The organism is Pseudomonas sp. OIL-1 (assembly GCF_010669185.1).
Lineage (GTDB): Bacteria > Pseudomonadota > Gammaproteobacteria > Pseudomonadales > Pseudomonadaceae > Halopseudomonas > Halopseudomonas profundi.
On sequence record NZ_CP048629.1, the window covers coordinates 1954767 to 1977419 of the forward strand.

Genomic DNA, 22653 nt, shown 5'->3' on the forward strand with positions numbered 1-22653 from the left:
CAAAAGCGCTTGAAGAGGAAAGAACCAGTGAGCAATCCAGACAAGCAGCAGGAATACAACCTGATCGCCGCTCGGCTGTTGGAACACGTGGCGCAGCGCACTACCGATATGGCTGATCAGAAGATGGCGGTTCCGAGCAGCAGTTACTCAGATCCGGTGCGCTGGAAACAGGAAATAGAAACCGTTTTCAAGCGCTTGCCGATACTCGTTGGGCTATCTGGGGAGCTTCCTGACCCCGGTTCCTATAAGACCAAGAACATGCTTGGTGTGCCGCTCCTGCTTACCCGCCTCAAAGATGGTTCAGTGCGCGCCATGCTCAACGCCTGTGCACACCGCGGCATGCAGGTGGCAGAAGGTGAAGGCAAGTGCGACAAATTCGTCTGCCCCTATCACGCCTGGCTTTATGGAAACGATGGCGCTTTGAAGCGGGTCTATGGCGAAGAGACCTATGGCGAAGTCGACAAGGCGGCGATGAGCCTCACCCAGTTACCTGTGTATGAAAGCGGCGGGCTTATTTTTGCCGTGCTGACCCCAGGTCTGGAGGTGGATTTCAAAGATTTTCTTGGGGGCATGATCGAAGATATCGAGAATCTTGGGTTTGCCGATTGGCATTATTGCGGTCAAAGGGTGATTCACGGCGCGAATTGGAAGGTCGCCTATGACGGATACCTTGAAGGCTATCATTTCGCGGCAGCGCATCCTAAAACCATCAATCAGCGTACCTACTCCAATATCATGGATTTTCGCGGTTACGGGCCACACCTGTTGATTGCCTTTCCCCAGCGCAATATCGAAAAACTGAAAGAGGTTCCGGAGAACGAACGATACAAGCATGAGAACGATGGCTATGACTTTGTGCGGACCATTTTCCCTAACACGTCGATATTTGTCGCGCCTGAAATAACCCAGGTCGCGCAGCTTATCCCCGGTCCGACGGTGGGTGAGAACACGACCATCTTGCATTATATCCATCGGCATAAACCGGAAACTGCCGAAGAGACTCAGAAGCTTGAAGAGATGATGGACTGGCTGCAGGAGGTGGTTCAGACAGAGGACTATGACCTGGGGCTTAAAGTGCAAGGGGGCATGGCATCCGGTGCATTCGAGAACGTGACCTTTGGCCGGAATGAACGGGGTAACCAGTATTTCCATCGCTGGCTGGATTATTACTTGAATGACGATCCGCAACGACAACCGCCACAGCTCTAATGCGTCGCAGCAAGGGCGATCTGAAAGAGCATATGCCATGAAAGCGAGAACATGATGAATTGGAATATCGAAGCGGATGTCGTGGTGGTTGGATACGGTATTGCGGGCGCCTGCGCGGCTATCGAAGCGAAGCAAGCCGGTGCTGAAGTATTGGTACTGGAGCGTGCCAGCGGGGGAGGTGGGTCAAGCGCCATGTCATCAGGCATTTTCTATCTGGGTGGCGGTACGCCGGTACAAAAAGCTTTTGGTTATGACGATACCGCTGAAGAAATGTACAAGTTCTTGATGGCCTCAACAGAAGCCGAGGATCCCGAAGCAATCAGGCTGTTCTGTGACAATAGCCTTGAACACTTCAACTGGCTGGAGACTCTGGGCGTCCCCTTTGAGCGAAGTGAACACAAGGAGAAAGCTGTATTTCTCAATACCAGCGAATGTCTTTTCAGTACCGGTAACGAGAAAGTCTGGCCCTACAAACTGATAGCGCGCCCGGCGCCTCGCGGACACAAGGTCGCAGGGATAGGCGAAAATGCAGGTGCCGAGGCAATGAAAGCCATCCTCAAGCGTTGCGAGGATCTGGGTATCAACGCCGAATACGACTGCCAGGTGCAATCGGTGATCCGTGATGAGCAAGGCCGAGTCGTAGGGGTCGAAGCCAGGCGAAATGGAGAGACGCTCCGTATCGGCGCTCGCCGCGGGTTGATCATGGCCACGGGTGGTTTCGCCATGAACCGCGAAATGGTTTGTGCAAACGTACCCTTGATGAGCGAGACGGCTGAGCCTCTAGGTATTCCGTCCACGGACGGCTCTGGCATCATTATGGGGCAGAAGATTGGCGCCGCGACCGCCGCCATGGACGGGGTGATAGCAACGGGCTCCATCTATCCCCCGGGGCAATTGATCAAAGGCATTCTGGTCAACAAGCTAGGCAAGCGTTTTGTCGCCGAAGATTCCTATCACGGTCGTACTGCATCCTTGGTCATGGAGCAGCCGGATCAGACTGCTTACCTGATCGTCGATGCTGAGGTTTTTGCCTATCCCGAGATCACCTCGGCCCAGCACCAGCTTGTCGACGGCTGGGACACCATTGAAGAAATGGAGACTGGGCTGGATATGCCGGTCGGGGCGCTGCAAGCAACCATGGCGCGCTACAATCAATACGCAGCGGAGGAAGCAGATCCTGATCTGTTCAAAGCAGCGGAGTGGCTGAAACCCCTCGATCAAGGGCCCTATGCGGCGTTCGATATCTCCTTCAACAAATCCATCTATCTTTATATGACCCTCGGCGGTTTGAAGACCAACGCCCAGTCTCAGGTTCTTGATCCGTCTGGCTATCCCATTCCCGGATTTTATTCGGCTGGCGCCTGCGCTGTGCACATTCCCAGGACAGGTAAAAGCTACGCGAGCGGCATGAGTCTTGGGCCTGGTTCGTTTTTTGGACGGATAGCGGGGACTCAGGCCGCGCGCAATGAGCGGGCCCAACATCGCTACGGACAAATAAAAAACAGTTTGACTTGTTTTAAGCACGGGTAGTATGGTTTGTTTATCACCGGATCCAGGCCTTAACGGGTATCCCGGCTACCAATATAAATCAAATAATCAGGTATGGAGGCACCATGACCCAGTATGCCGATCCGGCACTTCTCGAGGTAGAGGCCAAACAGGCGCTTCACCAACTCAATGCGCAAGTCGCCCGGGCTTTTGATCGAATGGATCGTTGCCTGATGGTGTCATTGTGGACTGAGGATGCTGAGGTGGACTGGGGCAAGCATCAGGGCGACGCCAAAGCTTTTGTGGTGGAAAGCACCTCGCCCGACAATACGCTGGAGCGCACCTTCTCTTCTATTTCCAATGAGTACTTCGAGATTGATGGGAATAGCGCTCGAGGCGAAGTATACGTCATCAACATCAGCACTCTCATCAAGGATGGCAAGAAGGAAGATCGCCTTATCGGTGGCCGTTTCCTTGACCAGTATCGTAAGGAGCAGGGCGCTTGGAAGATTGCCAAGCGCAGCTTCGTGCATGACTGGAATATGAACCTTCCTACCACCGCGGTGCTGGACGAAGGATTGTTTGCCCAGTTCCGTCTACGCGGTGAGCGCAGTCAGAGTGACCCCGTTTACGCATTGTTCGGAGGTTGATCATGGAGCCGGCCGAGAGAATACTTGCGATAGTTGATCGTCAGGCGATCAATGATCAGATGACCCGGTACATACAGGCGGTGGACCGCTGCGATCTGGAGCTGCTCAAGTCCGTGTTCCACGCCGATGGCGTTGTCGATTTTGGCGTTTTCGAGGGCAATGCCTGGGATTTCTGCGAGCAGAACATACCCTTCATCAAGGAAAATCTGGTGATGGGCTGGCATCGCTTTACCAATGTGGGCTTGGAGCTGGAGGGTGACCGGGCCAGAGCAGAGAGTTACATGCTTGGCAACGCTGCCGTGCGCTTGCCAGACGGCAGCCTGATCAATTGTCCGGATAATATGCGCTACCTCGATGTATGGGAGAAGCGCGATGGGATCTGGCGAATCTTTTCCCGGGATCTGGTGCTCGACTGGAACGCTTCGTGGGCGTTCAGTCAGCGGTCAGACGGCGAGTTCGAGCAATACCAGCTTCAGGGTCAGCGTGATGAGAGTGACCCGGTCTATCAGCATGGTCTGATTCGACCGCTTTGATCAGAAAACAACAATAATCCGGTCTCTCAACCTGTTATGGCTGAGGCTGGGAAGGAGTCTATGGATATGAATGCGTCTTTATCGTTGGCTGAACGTACTCGTCAGGCATTGGTTGATGGAAAAGAAATTCTACGCGGCGACCCGATCTCCGGTGATAGATATTACAGCAAGGAGTTCATGCAGCAGGAATGGGACCACATGTGGACGCGCACCTGGCAGGTGGGTGCGGTCGAAGCGCAGTTTCCCGATGCTGGATGCGTGGTCACACATGAAATTGGTCGCGAATCAATTTTGATGGTGCGTGACGACGAGGGCCGTATCCGAGCGTTCTATAACGTATGTCAGCATCGCGGCAACCGCATGGTCGAGTGTGAAGAGACCAAGGTACGCCGCCTGGTTTGTGGATACCACAGCTGGTGTTATGGCCTCAACGGCGACTTGTTGATTGCCAAGGACTCGGAAGATTTCCCGCAGGGAAATCCGGTCGGCAAACTCAATCTCAAGGAGCTTTGCTGTGAAACCTTTGGGGGCCTGGTCTGGTTCAATATGGATCGCGAGGCCAAGCCCTTGCGTGAATCGCTGGGCATCGTCGCCGATCAGCTCGAAGCTTATGAAATGGACAAAATGGTCCGTGTCATGCACCTTACCTGTGAAGTGAACTGTAACTGGAAGGTGATTCAGGACAATTTCAACGAAGCCTATCACGTGAAGGCGTTGCACAAGGAGCTGGCAACGCACATTGATGATGATTATCAGAACACGACTTTCCAGATATTCAACAACGGCCATAGCCGCATGTTGATGAAGGGCTCCTTGCCATCCGGTGGGGGCAAATCCAAAAAGGTTCAGGCGCCGCTGGACGACATCATGCGCGGGTGGGGGCTGGATCCTCAGGAATTCGAGGGGCGGGTTCATGAGGTCAGGCCTGCGCTGCAGAAGCAGAAACGGGCACTGGGTGAAGAGCGTGGTTATGCCCAATACGCAAACCTGACGGACGATCAGCTATCGGATTATTACCACTACACCTTGTTCCCCAATATGTCTTTCACCATGGCGGCCGAGAGTTACCAGATTCTGCGCCCGCAGCCGCACCCGACCGATCCCGAGAAATGTCTGTTTGATCATTGGTATTTCGTGCGTCCGGCCAAGGGCGAGAAGGAGGCGGTCACGCCGCTTGGCATGTGGCCGATGGAGGCTGCCGCTCATGAGGTATTCATGCATGGGGAAAAATCCATGGGGTTCGTTGCAGACCAGGACCTGAGTGTGGCCATCGCCCAGCAACAGGGGCTGCACTCCCGCGGCTACGAGGACGCCTATCTGGCGGGGCAGGAGTCGCGAGTGCGTCGTTATCACGAAGTGATCAATGACTATATTGCCGGCCGTGTTTGAGCTGCTACTGACCTGACGGGAAGGCGTGCATCAAGTGCGCCTTCTTTCTCTTATTCTTGGTTCGCGGGCGTGAGTGCGAACTGTCGCCTCAGCCGACAGGAGCGTTACCTTTATGATTAACGCCATACATCACGTAGCTGTATCCACAGCCAGCCTGGACAGGTTGGCTGCGTTCTACTCCGAAGGCTTTGGTTTTGTTGAAGAAGGGCGGGTCGATTGGGAGGCAGGGGAGGAGGCAATTAACAATATTATGGGGTTGCCGGAATCTGCCGCTCGAACCGTTATGCTGCGCCTGGGCGATATGCGTCTGGAGTTATTTCAATTCGAGCAGCCTGTGCCGCCTGTAGTCGATAACCTGCGACCAGTTCACCATCATGGCATCACTCACTTCTGTTTTGATGTTACCGATATCGATAAAGTCTGTGAGCGCCTCCAGGCACTGGGGGCTTCGTTTCACTGCGTTCCCCAGGATTTCGGGGATTCCAAGACTACATACGGCCGGGATCCCGACGGCAACGTTTTCGAGCTTACCGAATTCCTCGATTAAAGCATGCAAAGGGTTATGCGAGTTATTGCTGAATAATAGCTTGCATGTTTGCCCTGCCGCTGGCTAGAATCAATAAAAACAACCCTGTCGGTTTTAAACATTCAGGGTATAACCAATAAAAGAGGCACACATGCGAGGTAACCATGACTGATTCCAGGTCTCCCGATACGGCCACGCTACTTGACATCTATCGCAAAGCGACACTGATCAAGACCGCTGATGACCGATTTATCGAATTGATCAAAGCCGGGCAGATTGCCTCGCCGTACTACTCACCTCGCGGGCAGGAGCTGGTGCCATCTGCCATTTCAGCCAATCTGCGTACCGACGATTATGTGATAACCACCTATCGCGGAATACACGATCAGTTGGCCAAGGGCATTCCGTTAAAGCCTTTCGTCGCGGAATTCATGGGGCGGGCCACCGGGACCTGTAAAGGCAAGGGCGGGCCGATGCACATCACTCATATGGCTTCAGGTTTGCCAGTTACGACGGGCGTGGTCGGCTCCGGCTTGCCGATTGCGAATGGTTTTGCCTGGGCTTCGCTGCTGAAAAAGACCGGTCAGGTCACGGTGGTGAACTTCGGTGACGGCGCCTCAAATATCGGTGCTTTCCATGAAGCTCTCAATCTAGCCTCAGTCTGGAACCTGCCGGTCGTTTTCGTTTGCCAGAACAACGGCTACGCCGAACACACCAAGTACGAATACGGAACGGGTGCACAGAGTATCGTCGATCGCGCGATTGGGTATGGCATGCATGGCATTCAATGCAATGGCAATGACGTGGTCGAAATGTGGTCGGCGGCTCGGGAGGCAATAGAGCGCGCGCGCAACGGTCAGGGCCCGACGCTGTTAGAGGCCAAGACGTTTCGCTTCCGTGGTCATTTGCTTGGTGACGATGGCCATTATATCTCCAAGGAGATTATGGAAGCAGCGGTGGCGGCAGACCCGATGCCTAAGTTCCGTCGCTGGCTATGCGACGAGGGTCATGCCTCCGAAGAGCAGCTACAAGCCATTGAAGACGACAATCGGGAGCAGTTCGAAGAGGCGGTTCAGTTTGGCTTGAACAGTCCCTATCCCGACGCTTCGGAGTTGGGCAAGGATGTATTTGCTGAGGGGGTAGGGGTATGAGTGAAGTAAAGAAAAAACGCGTGAATATGTCCCAGGCCATCAACCTGGCAATGCACGACGCGATGGCGCTGGACGAAAATGTCGTCACGCTCGGCGAGGATGTTGCAGATCGAGAAGGTGGCGGCGTGTTCAAATGTACCGCCGGATTGTCCGAGGCCTTTGGCACTGACCGAGTGAAGTCCACGCCCATTGCCGAACAGGCGATTATGGGCGCCGCAGTGGGTGCTGCGCTGGCGGGCATGCGCCCGGTAGCCGAAATCATGCTGATGAACTTCATGACCGTAGCAATGGACCAGGTTGTTAACCATGCAGCCAAGCTGCGCTTCATGACCGGCGGGCAGACCAACGTCCCGCTGACCATTCGTACTACTACCGGGGCTGGCTTTGGTACTGGCGGCCAGCATGCCGACTATCTGGAAGCCTGGTTTGCTCATACTGCCGGCATGAAGGTAGTCGCTCCCTCAAACCCGGCAGATGCCTACGGCCTGTTACTGTCCTGCATCTTTGATGACGATCCTTGCCTGTTCATAGAAGGTTTGCCGTTGTATTTCGCCATGGGTGACGCGCCGGTGCAAGGCGAGCGTATTCCGCTCGGCAAGGCACGTATTGCTCGTCAGGGCAGCCATGTAACCATTGTCAGTTACAGCAGAACCATGGTTGAGGTAATGCAGGTGGCCCAGGAGCTGGAGAAGCAGGATATCTCCGTCGAGGTCATCGACCTGCGCACTATTTCCCCGCTGGATATGGATACCATTCTTGAATCAGTAGGCAAAACCGGACGCCTGGTGGTTGCCCATGAAGCCCAGGTGGATTTTGGAGTAGGTGCAGAAATCGCTACGCGTGTGCACAAGGAGTTGTTCGGTCAGCTCAAGGCGCCGGTCGGGCGGGTAGGCGCGGCACGTTCACCAGTACCTTTTTCCAAGGCTCTCGAAGATGTCTTCATCCCGACCAAACAGCGCATTACTGATGCGGTATTTGAAGCCCTTAAATAAAAACAGAATGGAATGATCTTATGGCTACCGAAATTCTTCTTCCCAAGTTGGGTTTTTCTGTAAACGAGGCGCTGCTGGCCGAGTGGCTGGTCGCGGACGGAGCGGCCGTGTCCAAGGGTGATCCGCTTTATGCCATCGAAAGCGAGAAATCGATGCAGGAGATTGAAGCCCCAGCTGACGGCACGCTGCGCATCCTGCAAGAAGCTGGCGAGAGTTACGAAGTGGGAACCGTGATCGGAGAGCTGGTCTGATGAGCGGCAACGATAGCAATATCTCCGCCTGGCCGGCTAATTTACCGCCCATGCCTGAAGTGGACTTCACACAATTTGGTGAGGTTGAGCGGGCAGAGCTATCTCGCCATCAACAATATGCGGGTGCTTTTCTGGGCCGTAATTGGGCCCACATTCCTCACGTGACCCACAACGATGAAGCACCGACTGAAAAACTAAACGCTTTTCGCCGTGCTTATGGAGCAGAAATTGGCTGCAAGCTCACACCGCTCCCGTTCTTGATCAAGGCGCTGGTCAATTCGTTGAAGGAGTTTCCGATTTTCAATGCATCACTTGCCACTGGGGGCAAGCAGGTGGTGTTGAAGAAATATTATCACGTGGGCATAGCGGTCGAGACGGAGAAGGGGTTGCTGGTTCCGGTGATTCGGGACGCCGACCGGAAAACGGTGGCCGATTTACAGAATGAATTAAATGAAAAGGCAATGAAGGCTCGAACCAAGGGTCTGCCGATTAACGAGATGTCCGGTGGTTGCATGACAATCAGCTCGCTCGGCTCCATTGGCGGCACCTCCTTCACGCCCATTATCAATGCACCTGAGTTGGCGATCCTCGGGATAACCCGCGAATTCGAACGCTTGGTCATGGAGGAGGACGAAATAGTAACTCGTCGGTTCATCCCGCTATCCCTGAGTTATGACCATCGGGTTATCAACGGTGCCGATGCCGCCCGCTTCTGCCGCTTCTTCGCGGATCAGCTTGTCCAACCAGAGCTGCTGATATAGCACCGGTTGAGTCTAATAAGGACACTAATAATGAAAAATATCGTTGATCAGTTTTACTTGCATGACCGTGTTGCGCTGGTCACCGGTGCGGGGTCGGGGCTCGGTGCACATTTTGCGCGGATATTGGCACAAGCGGGGGCTTCCATTGTTTGCGTAGGCAGACGCCTGGACCCGGTTGAAAACGTGGCGACGGAGATTGTTGCTGACGGTGGGAAGGCAATCGCTCTGAGCATGGATGTCACCAATACGGCGAGCATACATGCCGCTTTTAATGTTGTGCAGGAACAATTAGGGCCCATTGATATACTGATTAATAACGCGGGACTGTCCAACCCTGCTCCGTTCGAGGAAATGAGCCGCGAGCAATGGACCTCCCTGGTGGATGCAAACCTGTCCGGTCCATTCTACGTCGCGCAGGAAATGGCCAAGCGGCTTATTGCTGCGGGCAAGCCTGGCACTATCATAAATATCGCTTCCATCCTTGGGCATCTGGCCCGACCGCAGTTCCTCAATTACGGAACCACCAAGGCTGCGGTCATGTCCATGACGCAGTATATGGCGCTTGATCTGATGCCCTACGGGATCCGCGTCAATGCGATTGCTCCCGGCTATTTCCCGAGCGAGATGACGAACCCTTTCTATGAGTCTGAAGCGGGTAAACGAGAAATTGCCTCACTGCCTATCAAGCGACTTGGGCGGCACGATGAGCTTAACGGTCCGCTGCTGTTATTAGCCAGCGAGGCAGGGTCTTACATAACGGGCAGCGTATTGACCGTTGACGCGGGCCACTCGGTACGGCTTACGTGAGCGCTAATGTGCCTATGTTTTAAAACAAACATGATGATCTTTTTGATGTAGAATATGAGGCATTCGCCTGAACTGTTTCGCTACGGAGTCAAAAAGGCCCACGGAGTCTAAATGGCAAATCAAAATACGCTTGAAAAACGCACGAGTCGTAGGCCCGCTCGCTATTCCGCCTCGGATGGGGCCGGTTGGCAGGCAGAAAAGAGCCACTTGATGCGTTTGCATATCCTCAATGCGACCATGCAATGTCTGGTCGAGATTGGATATACCCAGACGACTACCGAGAAAATCGCTAAACAGGCGGGGGTTTCTCGGGGCGCTATGACCCATCACTTCAAATCGCGGGCCGACGTCTTCGCCGCTGCAGCAGAACACATTACTGATATTCGGGCCCGTGAGTATGACGAGGCGATACAGGCTGTGACGCTGAAGACGGGGAGCTTTCCGACGGTGGAAAGCATGCGCGAAACGCTCGCTGCGCTGCAGGCGTATTACATGAAGCCATCGTTTCTGGCGTTTCATGAGTTGATCCGCGGCGCCAGGACCAATGAACTGCTCAATGACATCATGAGTCCGCTCGAAAGCGCGCTGGATCAACGGATCTCCGCGAGCATGATGGCACGCTTTCCCGTATGGGCTGATCCTGACATGAAAGAAGCAGGGGAAGTTTTGCGAGACTTGATCATGCATTCGCTGCAGGGGGTCGCTTTGAACCCGGCGCCTTATCTGACTGGCGATCGTTTGCACCGGCTGCATGAATTGCTGGCACGCACTGCGCTGGGCCAGTTTGATGAGCTGCTTTCCAAGCGCGAGTCTTCCCTCGCTATAGCGAAATAAACTTTCTTGATATGCGAGCCAGGGTTGCTATCTGGCTTTGGTTATATTAAAAACAATCATGATGGTTTAAAACAGGGCTGAATAAGATGAATGACAACGTTTCTGTTCACCATGCGACTCGCCATCTTCTGAATACGAGTGAGCAGGGGCTGGTTCTGTTAGGGAGCCGTTGCGTGACCTGCCACGAATACTACTTTCCTGCAACCGATAGCTGCACTCGTTGTTGTGGCAGTCAGATGGCCGTCTGCGAGCTCGGGTCACAGGGAACGCTATGGTCCTGGACGGTGCAGGCATTTCAGCCCAAGTCGCCTTATAACGGCGGCGAGGCGCCGGAAGACTTCGAAGCTTATGGCGTTGGCTATATCGAGATGCCCAGCGGCATCAGGATAGAGAGCCGTCTCACGATTTCCGATCCGACCAAATTAACCATCGGGATGCCAATGCATCTGGTGGAAGCTGACTACGGCAAAAGCGCAGATGCTGTTTTGCGTACCTTCGCCTTCACTCCGTCCAACCCGACCGAGGAGTCCGTCTGATGGAAGACATCGCAATTATCGGTGTGGGTATGCACCGTTTCGGCCGCACTGACGGTGTCTCAGGTCAGGTTCAGGGCGCGCATGCCGTGCGCGAAGCATTGAAGGATGCGGGCGTGAGCTGGGATCAAGTGGGTGTCGCCTATGGCGGTAGCCAGGACGCAGGCAACGCCGATGCGCTCAGTAACCATCTTGGTCTGACCGGCTTGCCCTTCGTCAATGTGGCTAACGGCTGTGCCACAGGCGGCAGCGCGCTCGCCAGCGTGGTTGCGGCGTTGCGCTCGGGTATGTCAGATATTGGCGTTGCGGTGGGTTTTGATAAGCATCCGCGCGGTGCTTTCAATCCGCGTCCAGCGGATTGGGGCCTGGAAGACTGGTACGGCGAAACAGGGCTCATGCTCACCACCCAGTTCTTTGCGCTGAAAACACAGCGTTATCTCCATGAACATGGCATCTCCGAGGACGCTCTGGTCAGGATTGCGCAGCGGGCATTTCAGAATGGCGCGTTGACGCCCCACGCCTGGCGTCAACGGGCGCTCAGCTACGAAGAGATAGCCGAGTCAATGCCGGTCAATCTTCCGCTGCGCAAGTACATGTTCTGCAACCCCGCCGAGGGTGGCGCTGCACTTGTGTTGTGTCGGGCCAGCGAGGCGCATCGCTATACCGATCGCCCGGTACTGGTGCGGGCGGCGGTGATGCGCACTCGACACCATGGCTCCTTTGAAGTGTTCAGCCCGTCGCTGGCGGCAGAGGCCGCGCCGGCGCCCACGGTGACGGCTTCGCGCGCTGCGTATGAGGAGGCTGGAGTCGGCCCGGAAGATATCAATGTCATCCAGTTGCAGGATACGGACAGCGGCTCGGAAATCATTCACCTGGCGGAAAACGGCTTTTGTGAGCACGGCGAGCAGGAATACCTGTTACGCCAGGGCGAGACAAATATCGATGGGCGACTGCCAGTGAATACCGATGGCGGTTGTCTGGCCAACGGTGAGCCGGTAGGTGCATCGGGTCTGCGACAGGTGATTGAGGTGTGCCTGCAGCTTCGTCAGCAGGCAGGAGCACGTCAGGTCCCGGGCGCACCACGGCTCGGTTACACCCATGTGTATGGCGCACCAGGCGTCAGCGCAGTAACTATTCTCGAAGCGCCGTAGTACCTGCAGCAGCGCTTATAAAAATAATGAGGGCGTCAGTATGAGCAACTTGAAACAAGCGAAGTTTACCGTTCTTCCCCCCGAAGAAGTGGGCAACCCCAATATGTTCCAGGAGCTCCTGAAACAGGAGAAAGTCCCAGTCCCTGAGCGCCTGGATTCCAGTTTTCCGGGATTCACGAATGAGGATCTGCCAATCGAGCGCTACAGCGCGCGCTGGTTTCATGAACTGGAAGCCGAGAAACTATGGACCAAGGCATGGCAAATGGTCTGCCGTGCGGAAGATATACAGAAGCCGGGCGACCATGTGGTGTACGACATAGTCAATGCGTCGATCATCATCATGCGCGGTCAGGACGGTGTCATTCGTGGCTTCCACAACTCGTGCCTGCACCGGGGGCGAGCATTACGCATGAGCAGCGGTGCGGTAAACCAGTTGCGCTGTCCCTACCATGGCTTCACCTGGGATTTGCAAGGTGAGTTCAAGAGCCTGCCGACCAAGTGGGATTTCGAGCATGTCGATCCCTGTGAAATGAAGCTGCCGGAAGTCAAGGTGGCTACCTGGGCCGGCTTTGTCTTCATCAATCCTGATCCGGATGCGCCCTCGCTTGAAGAGCACCTGGACGTAATGCCTGAGCATTTCCAGGATTACAGCATGGAGCGTTCTGTCTCGGTTGCCCATGTGCAGCGACGGATGCCCTGCAACTGGAAGGTTGCTCAGGAAGCCTTCCTGGAATCCATGCACACCCGGGCGACGCATCCCCAGATCATGACCTTTACCGGCGACATTGATAGCCAATATGACATGTACGGCGACAACATCAGCCGCAGTGTTACACCGATGGCTGTCACAAGCTCGAACCTGAACGACGTAGATCAGGCGTTGGTACTTCACGACATCCTGGAGGAATCCGGGCGCATGGCCGATGCGGACAGCAGTCGTCACGTGCTGCCGGAGGGAATGACCGCCCGCGAGTATATCGGCGAGATGAATCGTCAGATGTTCTCCGAGGCGTCCGGTGATGACTTGTCCCAGGCGACTCTTGCGGAATTACAGGACGCCATCCTGTATTCGATTTTCCCCAATACACAGGTGTGGGCCGGTTACTTCGGCAACATCGTCTATCGCGCTATCCCTGACGGCGATAACCACGAAAGCTGCATCTTCGACATATGGCTGCTTGGTCGCCATAAGGAAGGCGAGCCATGTCCTGCGGGTGCCCGTTTGACCAGCCTGCCGGATGATTTCGGTTTCTCCCAAGCCCCTGAGCTTGGCGCCCTAGGGAAAATTTTCGATCAGGATCTGACTAACCTGGACGCGATGACCAAAGGGTTTAAGGCATCGAAGAAAGGCAAGGTAACCCTGGCGAGCTACCAGGAAAGCCGTATCCGCCACCATCATCTGACACTGGATAAATACCTGGGATTAGATAAGTAGCGGCGTGCCCCGCCTGGAATCAAGGGCGGGTTATTTTTAGTAGCAAACGGCCGGGCTCGAGAATGAACAATAGCGAATTGGACAAGGCACATCAGCTGCGTGAGGCGGTAAGGCATTTTTACCGCAACGAAATGCCACCTGGGCTGCGTGAGAAATCACACCGGCACCAGGTGCTGGGCAAGCGGGACTACCTGCAATGGATGCAGTTACTGGATCAGAAGGGCTGGGCTGTTGGCCACTGGCCGAAGGAGCATGGTGGCCAGGAGTGGTCATTGCTTGAGCGCTTCGTATTCGAAGACGAGTTGGCCAGGCTGGGGTGCCCCTGGGTCATACCTTTAGGCGTCAAATATGTGGGCCCGGTTATTTACAGTTTTGGGAGTGACGAGCAGAAGCTGCGGTTTCTGCCGGGCATAGCGAAAACCGAAGAATTCTGGGCGCAAGGTTACTCTGAACCGAACGCCGGGTCTGATCTGGCTGGCCTGCGTACCCGTGCCATTCGTGATGGTGATCACTATGTCGTCAATGGTCAGAAGGTCTGGACCACCTACGCTCAATGGGCGGACTGGTTGTTCTGCCTGGTACGCACTGATACCGAAGGTAAACCTCAGAGTGGTATTTCCTTTTTATTGATTGATATGCGTAGCGAGGGTGTAACGGTGAAGCCGATCAGCACCATGGACGGCTATCACCATGTTAATGAAGTCTGGCTGGAAGACGTCCGCGTGCCGGTAAAAAACCTGGTCGGCGAGGAAGGGGCCGGCTGGACGTACGCCAAGTTCCTGTTGAAGAACGAACGCACCGCTGGTGCCACCGTAGGCCAGGCGAGACATGTTCTAGATCGCCTGACGCGGCACGCCCGCGAAGTCCACATGGGTGGCGAACCGTTAATCAATCAGCCGCTCATGCGCAATCGTATCGGCGAATTCGAGTTGCGTTTTCTCGCACTCGAAGCAGCCTCTTATGATGCGGTGATGGCAATGCTTGAAGAGCGGGATAATGGTGGCGAGGCCTCGTTGGTCAAGATTCGGGGCACTGAGCTGTATCAGGAGGTCACGGATGCGTTGCTGGATGCAATGGGGGAGGCGGCTATGGTGTTCGACCCCAATGCATTGCACACGGCTGATGGGCTACCGCCCTTAGGGCCGGAAGATACCGGCGGCATCCTCAAGGAACACTTCTACAACCGCGCCAATACCATCTTTGGCGGTTCATCCGAAGTGCAACGCAACATTATCGCCAAGGTGGTGCTCGGCCTATGACAACTGATCTTGAAACCATTGGCATGCTGCGCGACAGCCTTGAGCGGTACGCAGCGGATAATTATGCCTTTAATGACCGGCTAGGCATGCTGAAGGAATCCACAGGATTCAATGTAAAGGTGTGGAGCGATCTGGCCGAGTTCGGCTTTCTGACTCTACGCCTGCCGGAAGATATGGGTGGCCTGGATGGGGATGCCACGTCAGTCGGTGCCTTGATGGAGGTGGTTGGGAAATATTTGATGCAGGAACCATTCCTGGTCAGCGGCATCCTGTCTACCACGCTGGTGGCCCGGCTGGGCGATGCTGGGCAGCGTGAGCGCTTACTGCAGGGTTTGGGTTCCGGTCAAATGCTGTTCAGTTGTTCGCTGGAGCATGCTGACGACTGTCTGGTGGAGAAAAATAACCGGCTAAGCGGCCGGCTGGACCTGATGATGCATGGCGATGCCGCACATGGATTCCTGGTGACGGTACGCAACGGTAGCGGTGAATTGAAGCTGGGATTGGTCAATGCCTCTGCCTCCGGCGTACACCGTAGTCCTTGCCGGCTGCTGGATGGCAGGGGCGCAGCCAGGGTGGTGCTGGACAACGCCGAAGTGGAGTTGCTGAACAGTCCTGCGAATGGTTTGAGCATCGAAGAACATATCGAATTGCTACTGGATGAAGCCAATGTTGCGCTGTGCGCGGAAGCCTGCGGGATGATCGACGCGTTGGTGAACACCACCAATGACTATCTGAAGGTGCGCACACAATTTGGCAGGCCGTTGGCAACCAATCAGGCGCTGCAGCACCGCATGGCAAATCTGTATTTGCTGCGACAGGAGGCGTTCGCGCTGACCCGCGCTGCAGAGCGGGCAATCAGCCAGCCCGCTGCCGAACGGTCGCGCATCGTCAGTGGCGCTCGAGCCTATATCAGTCAAGCAGCACGGCAGGTAGCCAATGAAGCCGTGCAAATGCATGGCGGCTTGGGGATTACCGAAGAGCTCAATGTCAGCCATTACTACCGCCGGATTATGTTGCTCAACAATCTACTAGGCGGACGCGATCATCATTTTTCGCGTTTTGTTGAAAGCAGCCTGGGCGCCGCCTGACTGATCCTGGAGTAAAAAAATGCAAAAAGATATCAGCGGCTGGACTGTTCGTCTGGATCCGCAAACGATTGATCGGTATGCCAGAAGTGGTGAGTGGGTAGGCAAGACCATAGCCGACATGGCCCAGGACATAGTGGCCGAGGACCCTACGCGCATCACCCATGTATTTGACGGACAACCCTGCGAGATAGGCGGGCTGCTGGACGACGCCTTCCTTCTGGCAGGTGCGCTGCAACGTCGGGGGTTGGTTCAGGGCGATGCTATCAGCTTCCAGCTGCCCAACTGGCGTGAAACGGCGGTGGTTGACCTTGCCGCCAGCCTGCTGGGGTTGGTGATAGTTCCTGTTGTACCGATCTATCGCAATGCCGAAGTCGCTTTCATGCTGGCCGATGCGGGGGTGAAGGCCGCATTCTTCCCATCGGTTTACCGCGGATTCGATTACGCGGAGATGATGCAGCGTCTGGCTGCCGAATTGCCTGCTCTAAAGGTGTTCTGCCGGGTGCGAGGCGAGCAACCGGTAAAAGATGATTACGCGAGCCTGCTAGTTGAGGGCGGCGGAGCAACTGATCTGCCTGACGTGGATGCCAACTCGGTGAAGCTGGTTCTTTATACATCGGGCACCACTGGCAAGCCCAAGGCTGTGTTGCACTCGCACAACTCCGGCCCGATCCGGATCAAGCGTAGTTTTGAACACTGGGTCAGCGGGGGCGATGGAATTCTATTGATGGCATCTCCAGTAACTCATATTACAGGTATCAGTGCTCTGGAGCTTCCGTTCTACCTGCCTGCCCGGACTGTGTTCATGGACCGTTGGGATGCCGAGGAGGCGCTGGGAGTCATCGATCGGGAGCAGGTCACTGTAAGCCTGGGCGCGACGCCGTTCCTGCATGAGCTATTGGCTCAAGCAGAAAAGCATGGCCGTGGTTTGCCGTCGCTACGCGCCTTTGCCTGTGGCGGAGCAGAGGTACCTCCAGCGTTGATCTACAAGGCTGGCGAAGTGCTTGAACAGTGCCGCGCATTCAGGGTTTTCGGTTCTAGCGAAGTGCCGTTGGTCACCCTGGGCTTCGTTGGTGAGGATCAGCTTGAACTGGCGGCGACGACGGATGGCGAGATCATGGACTATGACGTCAAGGTGATCGACGAAGAGGGCCGAACCCTGACCGAAGGGAGTGAAGGCGAGTTGATGATTCGTGGTCCGGCGATGTTTCTTGGATATGCAGATGCGCAGCAGACGGCTGTCAGCTTTGATGCAGAGGGTTATTTCGCCACCGGCGACCTGGGCAAAGTGGTACAGGGTAATGCCATCGTTATCACCGGGCGCAAGAAGGACCTGATCAATCGCGGGGGTGAAAAAATCAGTGCCAAGGAGGTGGAAGATATTCTGCACCAAGTACCGAAAATAGATGAGGCTGCGGTTGTTTCCATGCCGCATGCGCGTCTGGGTGAAACCCTGTGTGCCTATGTTATCTTGCGCGAGGGTGCGCAGCTAACGTTGAACGATATGGTCCAGAACGTGCTGAGCGCCGGTGTCGCCCGACAAAAGATTCCCGAACAATTGATAGTAGTGGACGATTTTCCCCGAACAGCTTCGGGAAAGATCAGAAAAGACCAGTTGCGCGCGGATATCCGCCAGCGCCTGGAAAACAGCGCCGCTTGATAACAAATGGAATCTCTCCATGGATACTGCCTCCATTAATGTCCGTATTGCCCGAAAAACCATGGAAGCACTGGATATCACGTCCCTGGAGCTAGCGCCTACTGATGGCAGCAAGCTGCCCGGCTTCAGTGCTGGTTCACATATTGATGTAGAGATACGCCCAGGCCTCGTTCGCCAATACTCGCTTTGCAACGATTCCGCAGAGGACCATCGATACGTGATCGGCGTGCTCCGCGATCCTGCATCACGAGGTGGCTCTATCGCCGTGCATGATGAGCTACAGGAGGGGCAGGTCATCCGCATCAGCCTTCCGCGAAACCATTTTCCGCTGGCGCACAATGCTCACAAGTCGTTATTGCTCGCTGGTGGCATTGGCGTCACCCCGATCCTCTGTATGGCCGAGCGACTGGCGAAAATCGATGCTGATTTCAATATGCATTATTCCTCGCGCAGTGAAGAGCGCATGGCTTTCCTGGATCGCATCCGCGAGTCCACATTCGCGCGCAGAGTGCACTTTCACTACGACGATGGCCCGGCAGACCAGAAGCTCGATCTGCCTACGGTACTTCAGGCGGCAGGTGAAGATTGCCATCTTTATGTATGTGGTCCGAGCGGCTATATCGACTTTGTCACCTCGACTGCCCGGTCGCAGGGCTGGCCCGAAGAGCGCATTCATTTCGAGTTCTTCAGTGCCAAGCCAGTAGATACAACTGATGACGAGACCTTTGAAGTGCGGGTCGCCAGCAGTGGCCAGGTTTATCAGGTCGGTGAAAATGAAACGATCGTCTCTGTCCTGGCCGAGGCAGGGGTTGAGATAATGACCTCCTGTGAGCAAGGCATCTGCGGCGCGTGCATTACCCGGGTACTTGAAGGCACGCCGGACCACCGGGATCAGGTGCTCAGCGACTCGGAACGTGACGACGAAGGCTGGTTTACTCCGTGCTGCTCGAGATCTGTCAGCAAGCGGCTGATACTTGACCTCTAAGCCGGCAATGCATCTGTCGGTTGCCTACGGTGTGGTAGTCGTTATCTGGGCTACCACACCGCTGGCCATTCAATGGGGCGCTGTGGACAGTGGCTTCAGCCTGGCTGCCATGTTGCGCATGGTGCTCGCACTGGGCTGCGCATCGCTTGTGCTGGCGCTTTGGCGGATACCTCTGGCGCTACATCGGCGTGCGTTAAGCAGTTATGCGTGCGCGGGGCTTGGGCTTTTCCTGGCCATGTTTTGCGTTTATTGGGCATCGACCCGAATCGAATCAGGACTGATGTCGGTTATCTTCGGCACCTCGCCGCTGGTGACCAGCCTGCTGGCCGCCTGGTGGCTGCAAGAGCGGGCTTTTACTCCCCTCAGATTGGCGGGCATGCTGATGGGTTTGGCTGGGCTGGCGTTGATCTTTCTCGATGGCACGCTGGTAATGCAGCCGGGCTTTGCGGCCGGGGTAATGGCGTTGCTGTTAGGCGTGTTATGTAACTCCGCGTCACTAGTCGGGCTCAAGGTCATCAACGATGACAGCCACCCTCTGGCCACAACGACTGGCGCTCTGCTGGTGGCGGCTCCGCTGTTCACCCTGGCCTGGTGGCTGGATGGCGCGCTCTGGCCGGACTCCTTCAGCCTGCGTAGCAGCTTGTCGATCGTATATCTCGGGGTGCTCGGTTCGGTGCTCGGTTTCGCGCTGTATTACTTCATCGTGCGGAATATGGAGTCGGCCAGTGTCGCGCTGATTCTCGTGATCACTCCAGTATTGGCACTGGTGGTGGGCAGGGTATTCAATGCCGAAGAGCTGCCACCTGAAGTGTGGTGGGGCGCCATATTGATTGGTTTGGGGCTGTTGTTGCACCAACGGCAGGCCGCCTCTGTGGAGACGGTCACCGGTTGAGGTTAAGCGGAGCAGAATCAGTTGCGCTTGGTCAGGAACCCCTGCACTGCATCGTTGAAGTCCGGATGCGCTATACATTGACTGAAGGCTTGCTTTTCCGCTGCCAGCTGGCTCACCAGATCCTGCTCCAGGCCGCTGCGCAGCAACCGCTTGATGTTGCCTGCGGCCAGTGCAGGCAGCCTGCACAAGCGCTGGCCCAATTCCTCAGTTCGGTCTTCCAGATGGTCAGCCGGCACCAGCTGGTTGACCAGATCCAGCGCCAGAGCTTCTTCCGCTTTGATGGTCTCTCCCAACAGTGCAACTGACATGGCGCGGCGCAGGCCGAGCTGTCTCGGAAGCGTCCAGGTGATGCCCAGATCGCCACTGACGCCCAGCGCCGTATAGGCAAAGCTGAAGCGGGTAGTGTCCGCTGCAATCAGCAGATCACATGCCAGGGCCAGGCTCATGCCGGCGCCAGCGATCGGGCCCTGCACACTGCCGAGCACGATCTTGTCGCAGCTGCTGAGCAGCTCGATAGCCTGATTCATAGGTTCAATCAAGCTATCGGGAATGCTGTCGGGATCCGCCGCGAATTGGGCGATGTCACCGCCGGCCATGAATGAGCGACCTTCGCCGCTCAGCACAATGACTCGGATGTAGGGATCTGCCACCGCCTGTTCCACAGACTGCTGAAAGACGCTGGCCATGGCGCTGTCTATCGCATTGAGCGAGCCGGGTCGATTGAAGCGCAGATGCAGCAGGGCACCGTTGCGTTCAGTCTTCAAAGGCGAGCTGGGCATAATGGATTCTCTCTGGGTCATGTCCGCACCTTCACGCCGGATACCGGTAGAAGCCGCGACCGCTCTTGCGACCCAGATAACCTGCCTCGACCATCTCCCGCAAAAGCGGAGCGGGGCGGTATTTGCTGTCGTTGAAGCTTGTGTAAAGCACGTCCATCACCGCCAGCAGCGTATCCAGGCCGATCAGATCCGCCAGTGCCAGCGGCCCGATGGGATGGCTGCAGCCCAGGCGCATGCCCATGTCGATATCCTCGGCGCTGGCGATGCCTTCCTGCAGGACGAAGACTGCTTCGTTGATCATCGGTACAAGGATGCGGTTGGCCGCAAAGCCTGCGTGGTTGCGCACGCTGATGGCGGTCTTGTGAACGGTCTCGGCAAAGGCGCGAGCGGCTTCATGAGTCCTGTCATCTGTCTGCAGGCCCCGGATCAGCTCGACCAGCGCCATGACTGGCACGGGATTGAAGAAGTGCATACCAATGAAGCGTTGTGGGCGGCTGCTCGCTGCGGCCAGTCGGGTGATGGAGATGGATGAGGTATTGCTGGCAATGATCGCTTCAGCAGACACAATCTCATCCACCTGACGGATCAGCGACAGCTTCACCTGCTCGGACTCGGAGGCCGCTTCTATCACCAGATCAGCGCCCGCCAGGGCCTGCAAATCGGTAGCGGTGTGAATGTTGCCCAGCGTCTGCTGTTTATCGCTGTCGGTGATGCTTTCCTTTCGGATCAGCTTGTCGAGACTGGCGTCGATAGTTGACATGGCTCTGTCCAGCGCGGCGTCCGCGATGTCTACCAGGACAACTTTCAGACCTGCGCTGGCGCAAATCTGAGCGATGCCATTTCCCATAGTGCCGGCGCCGATAACGCCTACTGTATTGATCTGCATGGTTGTTTGCTCTTGCATGGCTGGCTTCACACTCGTTCGAAAATCGCGGCAATACCCTGACCACCACCAATACACATGGTTACCAGCGCGTAGCGGCCCCCGGTGCGGTGCAATTCGTAGATCGCCTTGGTGCTGATGATGGCGCCGGTGGCGCCGACTGGATGGCCAAGGGATATGCCTGAGCCGTTCGGGTTAACGATCTCAGGATTGAACCCCAGCTCCTGAATGACCGCGCAGGCCTGGGCGGCGAACGCTTCGTTGGCTTCGATCACATCGATTTCCGCCAGGCTGATGCCGGTGCGCTTTAACACCAGGCGGGTAGCGGGAATCGGGCCTATGCCCATGTAATCCGGTTCGACACCCGCGTGCGCGTAACCCACCAGGCGCGCCATAGGCACCAGGTTGTGTTGTTTCACTGCCTGCTCTTCAGCCAGAACCAGAGCGGAGGCGCCGTCATTAAGGCCTGATGCGTTGCCTGGCGTAACGGTGCCATTCTCTTTGATGAATATAGGTTTCATGGCTCCGAGCTGCTCTTGGCTGGCTTCCGCGCGAATATGTTCATCGGTGTCGAATTGAATCACGCCCTTGCGGGTCTTGATCTCCACCGGGACGATCTGGTTCTTGAAGTAGCCCTTGGCGGTGGCCCGCGCAGCGCGACGTTGGCTTTCCAGCGCCAGCTCATCCTGCGCTTCGCGGCTGATGTTATAACGCTTGGCAACGTTCTCGGCGGTGACACCCATATGGATGCGCTGCCAGGGGTCGTGCAGGATGCCGTTCATATAGTCGACGGCCTGGCTGTCGCCGAGACGGGCACCCCAGCGCATACCGGGCAGTATAAAGGGGCCGCGGCTCATGCTTTCCGCACCGCCACCGATCGCAATTTCGGCGTCGCCCAGCAGAATGGACTGGGCAGCCGAAATGATTGCCTGCAGGCCGGAACCGCAGAGTCGGTTGACGTTGAACGCCGGGGTTTCCTTGGGAATGCCGGAGTCCATTGCCGCCACGCGGCTCAGATAAGCATCGCGTGGCTCAGTGGGAATCACATTGCCCATGACCACGTGGTCGATGGCGTCGGGACTGACACCCGAGCGTTGTAGTGTTGCGTTGACGGCGACGGTGGCAATGCTGCTCAGCGGTTGGTCTTTCAGGGAACCGCCGAAGGTGCCTATGGCGGTGCGGGCTGCGCTCACGACGTAGATCTGACGTTGTGCCATGGATATATCTCTTTGAATGCCCGACGAGGCAGGCTTTTACTTGTAAAAAAGGGTCAGCTGAAATGAAGGAGATCCAGTGACCCAAGGCTAAAACGCGGCGCGTCCTGCAGAGCGGCAGAGCAATAGCTTGCCCTCAGATCCATATCAGATTAACCTTTACAATAAAACAAATCAAAATGTTTT

The 22653-nt window shown here is 56.0% G+C and carries 23 protein-coding genes; 20 read left to right on the forward strand and 3 right to left on the reverse strand.

Annotated elements, in window-relative coordinates; genetic code table 11:
* Positions 1 to 27 precede the first annotated feature (27 nt).
* From G3M63_RS09145 to G3M63_RS09240, 20 genes are all read left to right on the forward strand, one after another.
* Positions 28 to 1209, forward strand: a complete 1182-nt coding sequence (locus tag G3M63_RS09145) for an aromatic ring-hydroxylating dioxygenase subunit alpha (protein WP_218573676.1) — start codon at positions 28 to 30, stop codon at positions 1207 to 1209.
* A 51-nt stretch (positions 1210 to 1260) separates the two neighbouring features.
* Positions 1261 to 2739 (forward strand): FAD-binding protein, encoded by a 1479-nt coding sequence (locus tag G3M63_RS09150; RefSeq protein ID WP_163982764.1) that lies wholly within the window; start codon positions 1261 to 1263, stop codon positions 2737 to 2739.
* A gap of 83 nt (positions 2740 to 2822) precedes the next feature.
* Positions 2823 to 3347 (forward strand): nuclear transport factor 2 family protein, encoded by a 525-nt coding sequence (locus tag G3M63_RS09155; protein ID WP_163982767.1) that lies wholly within the window; start codon positions 2823 to 2825, stop codon positions 3345 to 3347.
* A 2-nt stretch (positions 3348 to 3349) separates the two neighbouring features.
* Positions 3350 to 3880: a nuclear transport factor 2 family protein gene (locus tag G3M63_RS09160; RefSeq protein ID WP_150300747.1), complete on the forward strand. Its 531-nt coding sequence runs from the start codon at positions 3350 to 3352 to the stop codon at positions 3878 to 3880.
* 66 nt (positions 3881 to 3946) lie between these two features.
* Positions 3947 to 5269 (forward strand): SRPBCC family protein, encoded by a 1323-nt coding sequence (locus tag G3M63_RS09165; RefSeq protein WP_163982768.1) that lies wholly within the window; start codon positions 3947 to 3949, stop codon positions 5267 to 5269.
* 112 nt (positions 5270 to 5381) lie between these two features.
* Complete coding sequence (locus G3M63_RS09170) at positions 5382 to 5816, forward strand: VOC family protein (protein WP_150300749.1); 435 nt, start codon at positions 5382 to 5384, stop codon at positions 5814 to 5816.
* 143 nt (positions 5817 to 5959) lie between these two features.
* Positions 5960 to 6946 (forward strand): thiamine pyrophosphate-dependent dehydrogenase E1 component subunit alpha, encoded by a 987-nt coding sequence (locus tag G3M63_RS09175; protein ID WP_150300750.1) that lies wholly within the window; start codon positions 5960 to 5962, stop codon positions 6944 to 6946.
* Complete coding sequence (locus tag G3M63_RS09180) at positions 6943 to 7938, forward strand: alpha-ketoacid dehydrogenase subunit beta (protein WP_150300751.1); 996 nt, start codon at positions 6943 to 6945, stop codon at positions 7936 to 7938. The genes G3M63_RS09175 and G3M63_RS09180 overlap by 4 nt, the downstream gene beginning before the upstream one ends.
* 20 nt (positions 7939 to 7958) lie before the next feature.
* Positions 7959 to 8189 carry a biotin/lipoyl-containing protein gene (locus G3M63_RS09185; RefSeq protein WP_150300752.1) on the forward strand — a complete coding sequence of 77 codons (231 nt, stop codon included), beginning with the start codon at positions 7959 to 7961 and terminating at the stop codon, positions 8187 to 8189.
* Positions 8189 to 8950, forward strand: a complete 762-nt coding sequence (locus tag G3M63_RS09190) for a 2-oxo acid dehydrogenase subunit E2 (RefSeq protein WP_150300753.1) — start codon at positions 8189 to 8191, stop codon at positions 8948 to 8950. The genes G3M63_RS09185 and G3M63_RS09190 overlap by 1 nt, the downstream gene beginning before the upstream one ends.
* Before the next feature lie 30 nt (positions 8951 to 8980).
* Positions 8981 to 9757 (forward strand): SDR family NAD(P)-dependent oxidoreductase, encoded by a 777-nt coding sequence (locus G3M63_RS09195; protein ID WP_150300754.1) that lies wholly within the window; start codon positions 8981 to 8983, stop codon positions 9755 to 9757.
* A 111-nt stretch (positions 9758 to 9868) separates the two neighbouring features.
* Positions 9869 to 10591 (forward strand): TetR/AcrR family transcriptional regulator, encoded by a 723-nt coding sequence (locus tag G3M63_RS09200; protein ID WP_163982770.1) that lies wholly within the window; start codon positions 9869 to 9871, stop codon positions 10589 to 10591.
* Between the two features lie 86 nt (positions 10592 to 10677).
* On the forward strand, positions 10678 to 11127 hold the full coding sequence (locus tag G3M63_RS09205; RefSeq protein WP_150300756.1) for a Zn-ribbon domain-containing OB-fold protein: 450 nt from the start codon (positions 10678 to 10680) through the stop codon (positions 11125 to 11127).
* On the forward strand, positions 11127 to 12275 hold the full coding sequence (locus G3M63_RS09210) for a thiolase family protein (RefSeq protein ID WP_178100961.1): 1149 nt from the start codon (positions 11127 to 11129) through the stop codon (positions 12273 to 12275). Before G3M63_RS09205 ends, G3M63_RS09210 begins: the two co-directional genes overlap by 1 nt.
* Positions 12276 to 12315: 40 nt before the next feature.
* Positions 12316 to 13710, forward strand: coding sequence for a Rieske 2Fe-2S domain-containing protein (locus G3M63_RS09215; protein WP_163982772.1), 1395 nt, complete (start codon positions 12316 to 12318; stop codon positions 13708 to 13710).
* A gap of 62 nt (positions 13711 to 13772) precedes the next feature.
* Positions 13773 to 14969: an acyl-CoA dehydrogenase family protein gene (locus G3M63_RS09220; protein WP_163982774.1), complete on the forward strand. Its 1197-nt coding sequence runs from the start codon at positions 13773 to 13775 to the stop codon at positions 14967 to 14969.
* Entirely contained in the window at positions 14966 to 16057 is a 1092-nt protein-coding gene (locus tag G3M63_RS09225; protein ID WP_163982776.1) for an acyl-CoA dehydrogenase family protein, read from the forward strand. The genes G3M63_RS09220 and G3M63_RS09225 overlap by 4 nt, the downstream gene beginning before the upstream one ends.
* 19 nt (positions 16058 to 16076) lie before the next feature.
* Positions 16077 to 17714 carry an AMP-binding protein gene (locus tag G3M63_RS09230; RefSeq protein WP_163982777.1) on the forward strand — a complete coding sequence of 546 codons (1638 nt, stop codon included), beginning with the start codon at positions 16077 to 16079 and terminating at the stop codon, positions 17712 to 17714.
* Positions 17715 to 17733: 19 nt separating this feature from the next.
* Positions 17734 to 18699, forward strand: coding sequence for a PDR/VanB family oxidoreductase (locus G3M63_RS09235; protein WP_163982779.1), 966 nt, complete (start codon positions 17734 to 17736; stop codon positions 18697 to 18699).
* Positions 18689 to 19591: a DMT family transporter gene (locus G3M63_RS09240; protein ID WP_218573677.1), complete on the forward strand. Its 903-nt coding sequence runs from the start codon at positions 18689 to 18691 to the stop codon at positions 19589 to 19591. The genes G3M63_RS09235 and G3M63_RS09240 overlap by 11 nt, the downstream gene beginning before the upstream one ends.
* A 17-nt stretch (positions 19592 to 19608) precedes the next feature.
* On the opposite strand, the gene G3M63_RS09245 is transcribed toward G3M63_RS09240, so the two are convergent.
* The 3 genes from G3M63_RS09245 to G3M63_RS09255 are packed head-to-tail and all read right to left on the reverse strand — an operon-like array spanning position 19609 to position 22470.
* Complete coding sequence (locus G3M63_RS09245; protein WP_218573678.1) at positions 19609 to 20391, reverse strand: enoyl-CoA hydratase/isomerase family protein; 783 nt, start codon at positions 20389 to 20391, stop codon at positions 19609 to 19611.
* 10 nt (positions 20392 to 20401) lie between these two features.
* Complete coding sequence (locus G3M63_RS09250) at positions 20402 to 21256, reverse strand: 3-hydroxybutyryl-CoA dehydrogenase (protein WP_163984232.1); 855 nt, start codon at positions 21254 to 21256, stop codon at positions 20402 to 20404.
* 26 nt (positions 21257 to 21282) lie between these two features.
* Positions 21283 to 22470, reverse strand: a complete 1188-nt coding sequence (locus G3M63_RS09255) for an acetyl-CoA C-acyltransferase family protein (protein ID WP_163982781.1) — start codon at positions 22468 to 22470, stop codon at positions 21283 to 21285.
* Between the last annotated feature and the right edge of the window lie 183 nt (positions 22471 to 22653).

What these genes read in the sequence shown, in the direction of transcription:
- G3M63_RS09150 (WP_163982764.1), top strand. Translation starts at nt 1,261, where the DNA reads ATGATGAATTGGAATATCGAAGCGGATGTCGTGGTGGTTGGATACGGT.
- G3M63_RS09155 (WP_163982767.1), top strand. Translation starts at nt 2,823, where the DNA reads ATGACCCAGTATGCCGATCCGGCACTTCTCGAGGTAGAGGCCAAACAG.
- G3M63_RS09160 (WP_150300747.1), top strand. Translation starts at nt 3,350, where the DNA reads ATGGAGCCGGCCGAGAGAATACTTGCGATAGTTGATCGTCAGGCGATC.
- G3M63_RS09165 (WP_163982768.1), top strand. Translation starts at nt 3,947, where the DNA reads ATGAATGCGTCTTTATCGTTGGCTGAACGTACTCGTCAGGCATTGGTT.
- G3M63_RS09170 (WP_150300749.1), top strand. Translation starts at nt 5,382, where the DNA reads ATGATTAACGCCATACATCACGTAGCTGTATCCACAGCCAGCCTGGAC.
- G3M63_RS09175 (WP_150300750.1), top strand. Translation starts at nt 5,960, where the DNA reads ATGACTGATTCCAGGTCTCCCGATACGGCCACGCTACTTGACATCTAT.
- G3M63_RS09180 (WP_150300751.1), top strand. Translation starts at nt 6,943, where the DNA reads ATGAGTGAAGTAAAGAAAAAACGCGTGAATATGTCCCAGGCCATCAAC.
- G3M63_RS09185 (WP_150300752.1), top strand. Translation starts at nt 7,959, where the DNA reads ATGGCTACCGAAATTCTTCTTCCCAAGTTGGGTTTTTCTGTAAACGAG.
- G3M63_RS09190 (WP_150300753.1), top strand. Translation starts at nt 8,189, where the DNA reads ATGAGCGGCAACGATAGCAATATCTCCGCCTGGCCGGCTAATTTACCG.
- G3M63_RS09195 (WP_150300754.1), top strand. Translation starts at nt 8,981, where the DNA reads ATGAAAAATATCGTTGATCAGTTTTACTTGCATGACCGTGTTGCGCTG.
- G3M63_RS09200 (WP_163982770.1), top strand. Translation starts at nt 9,869, where the DNA reads ATGGCAAATCAAAATACGCTTGAAAAACGCACGAGTCGTAGGCCCGCT.
- G3M63_RS09205 (WP_150300756.1), top strand. Translation starts at nt 10,678, where the DNA reads ATGAATGACAACGTTTCTGTTCACCATGCGACTCGCCATCTTCTGAAT.
- G3M63_RS09210 (WP_178100961.1), top strand. Translation starts at nt 11,127, where the DNA reads ATGGAAGACATCGCAATTATCGGTGTGGGTATGCACCGTTTCGGCCGC.
- G3M63_RS09215 (WP_163982772.1), top strand. Translation starts at nt 12,316, where the DNA reads ATGAGCAACTTGAAACAAGCGAAGTTTACCGTTCTTCCCCCCGAAGAA.
- G3M63_RS09220 (WP_163982774.1), top strand. Translation starts at nt 13,773, where the DNA reads ATGAACAATAGCGAATTGGACAAGGCACATCAGCTGCGTGAGGCGGTA.
- G3M63_RS09225 (WP_163982776.1), top strand. Translation starts at nt 14,966, where the DNA reads ATGACAACTGATCTTGAAACCATTGGCATGCTGCGCGACAGCCTTGAG.
- G3M63_RS09230 (WP_163982777.1), top strand. Translation starts at nt 16,077, where the DNA reads ATGCAAAAAGATATCAGCGGCTGGACTGTTCGTCTGGATCCGCAAACG.
- G3M63_RS09235 (WP_163982779.1), top strand. Translation starts at nt 17,734, where the DNA reads ATGGATACTGCCTCCATTAATGTCCGTATTGCCCGAAAAACCATGGAA.
- G3M63_RS09245 (WP_218573678.1), bottom strand. Translation starts at nt 20,391, where the DNA reads ATGACCCAGAGAGAATCCATTATGCCCAGCTCGCCTTTGAAGACTGAA.
- G3M63_RS09250 (WP_163984232.1), bottom strand. Translation starts at nt 21,256, where the DNA reads ATGCAGATCAATACAGTAGGCGTTATCGGCGCCGGCACTATGGGAAAT.
- G3M63_RS09255 (WP_163982781.1), bottom strand. Translation starts at nt 22,470, where the DNA reads ATGGCACAACGTCAGATCTACGTCGTGAGCGCAGCCCGCACCGCCATA.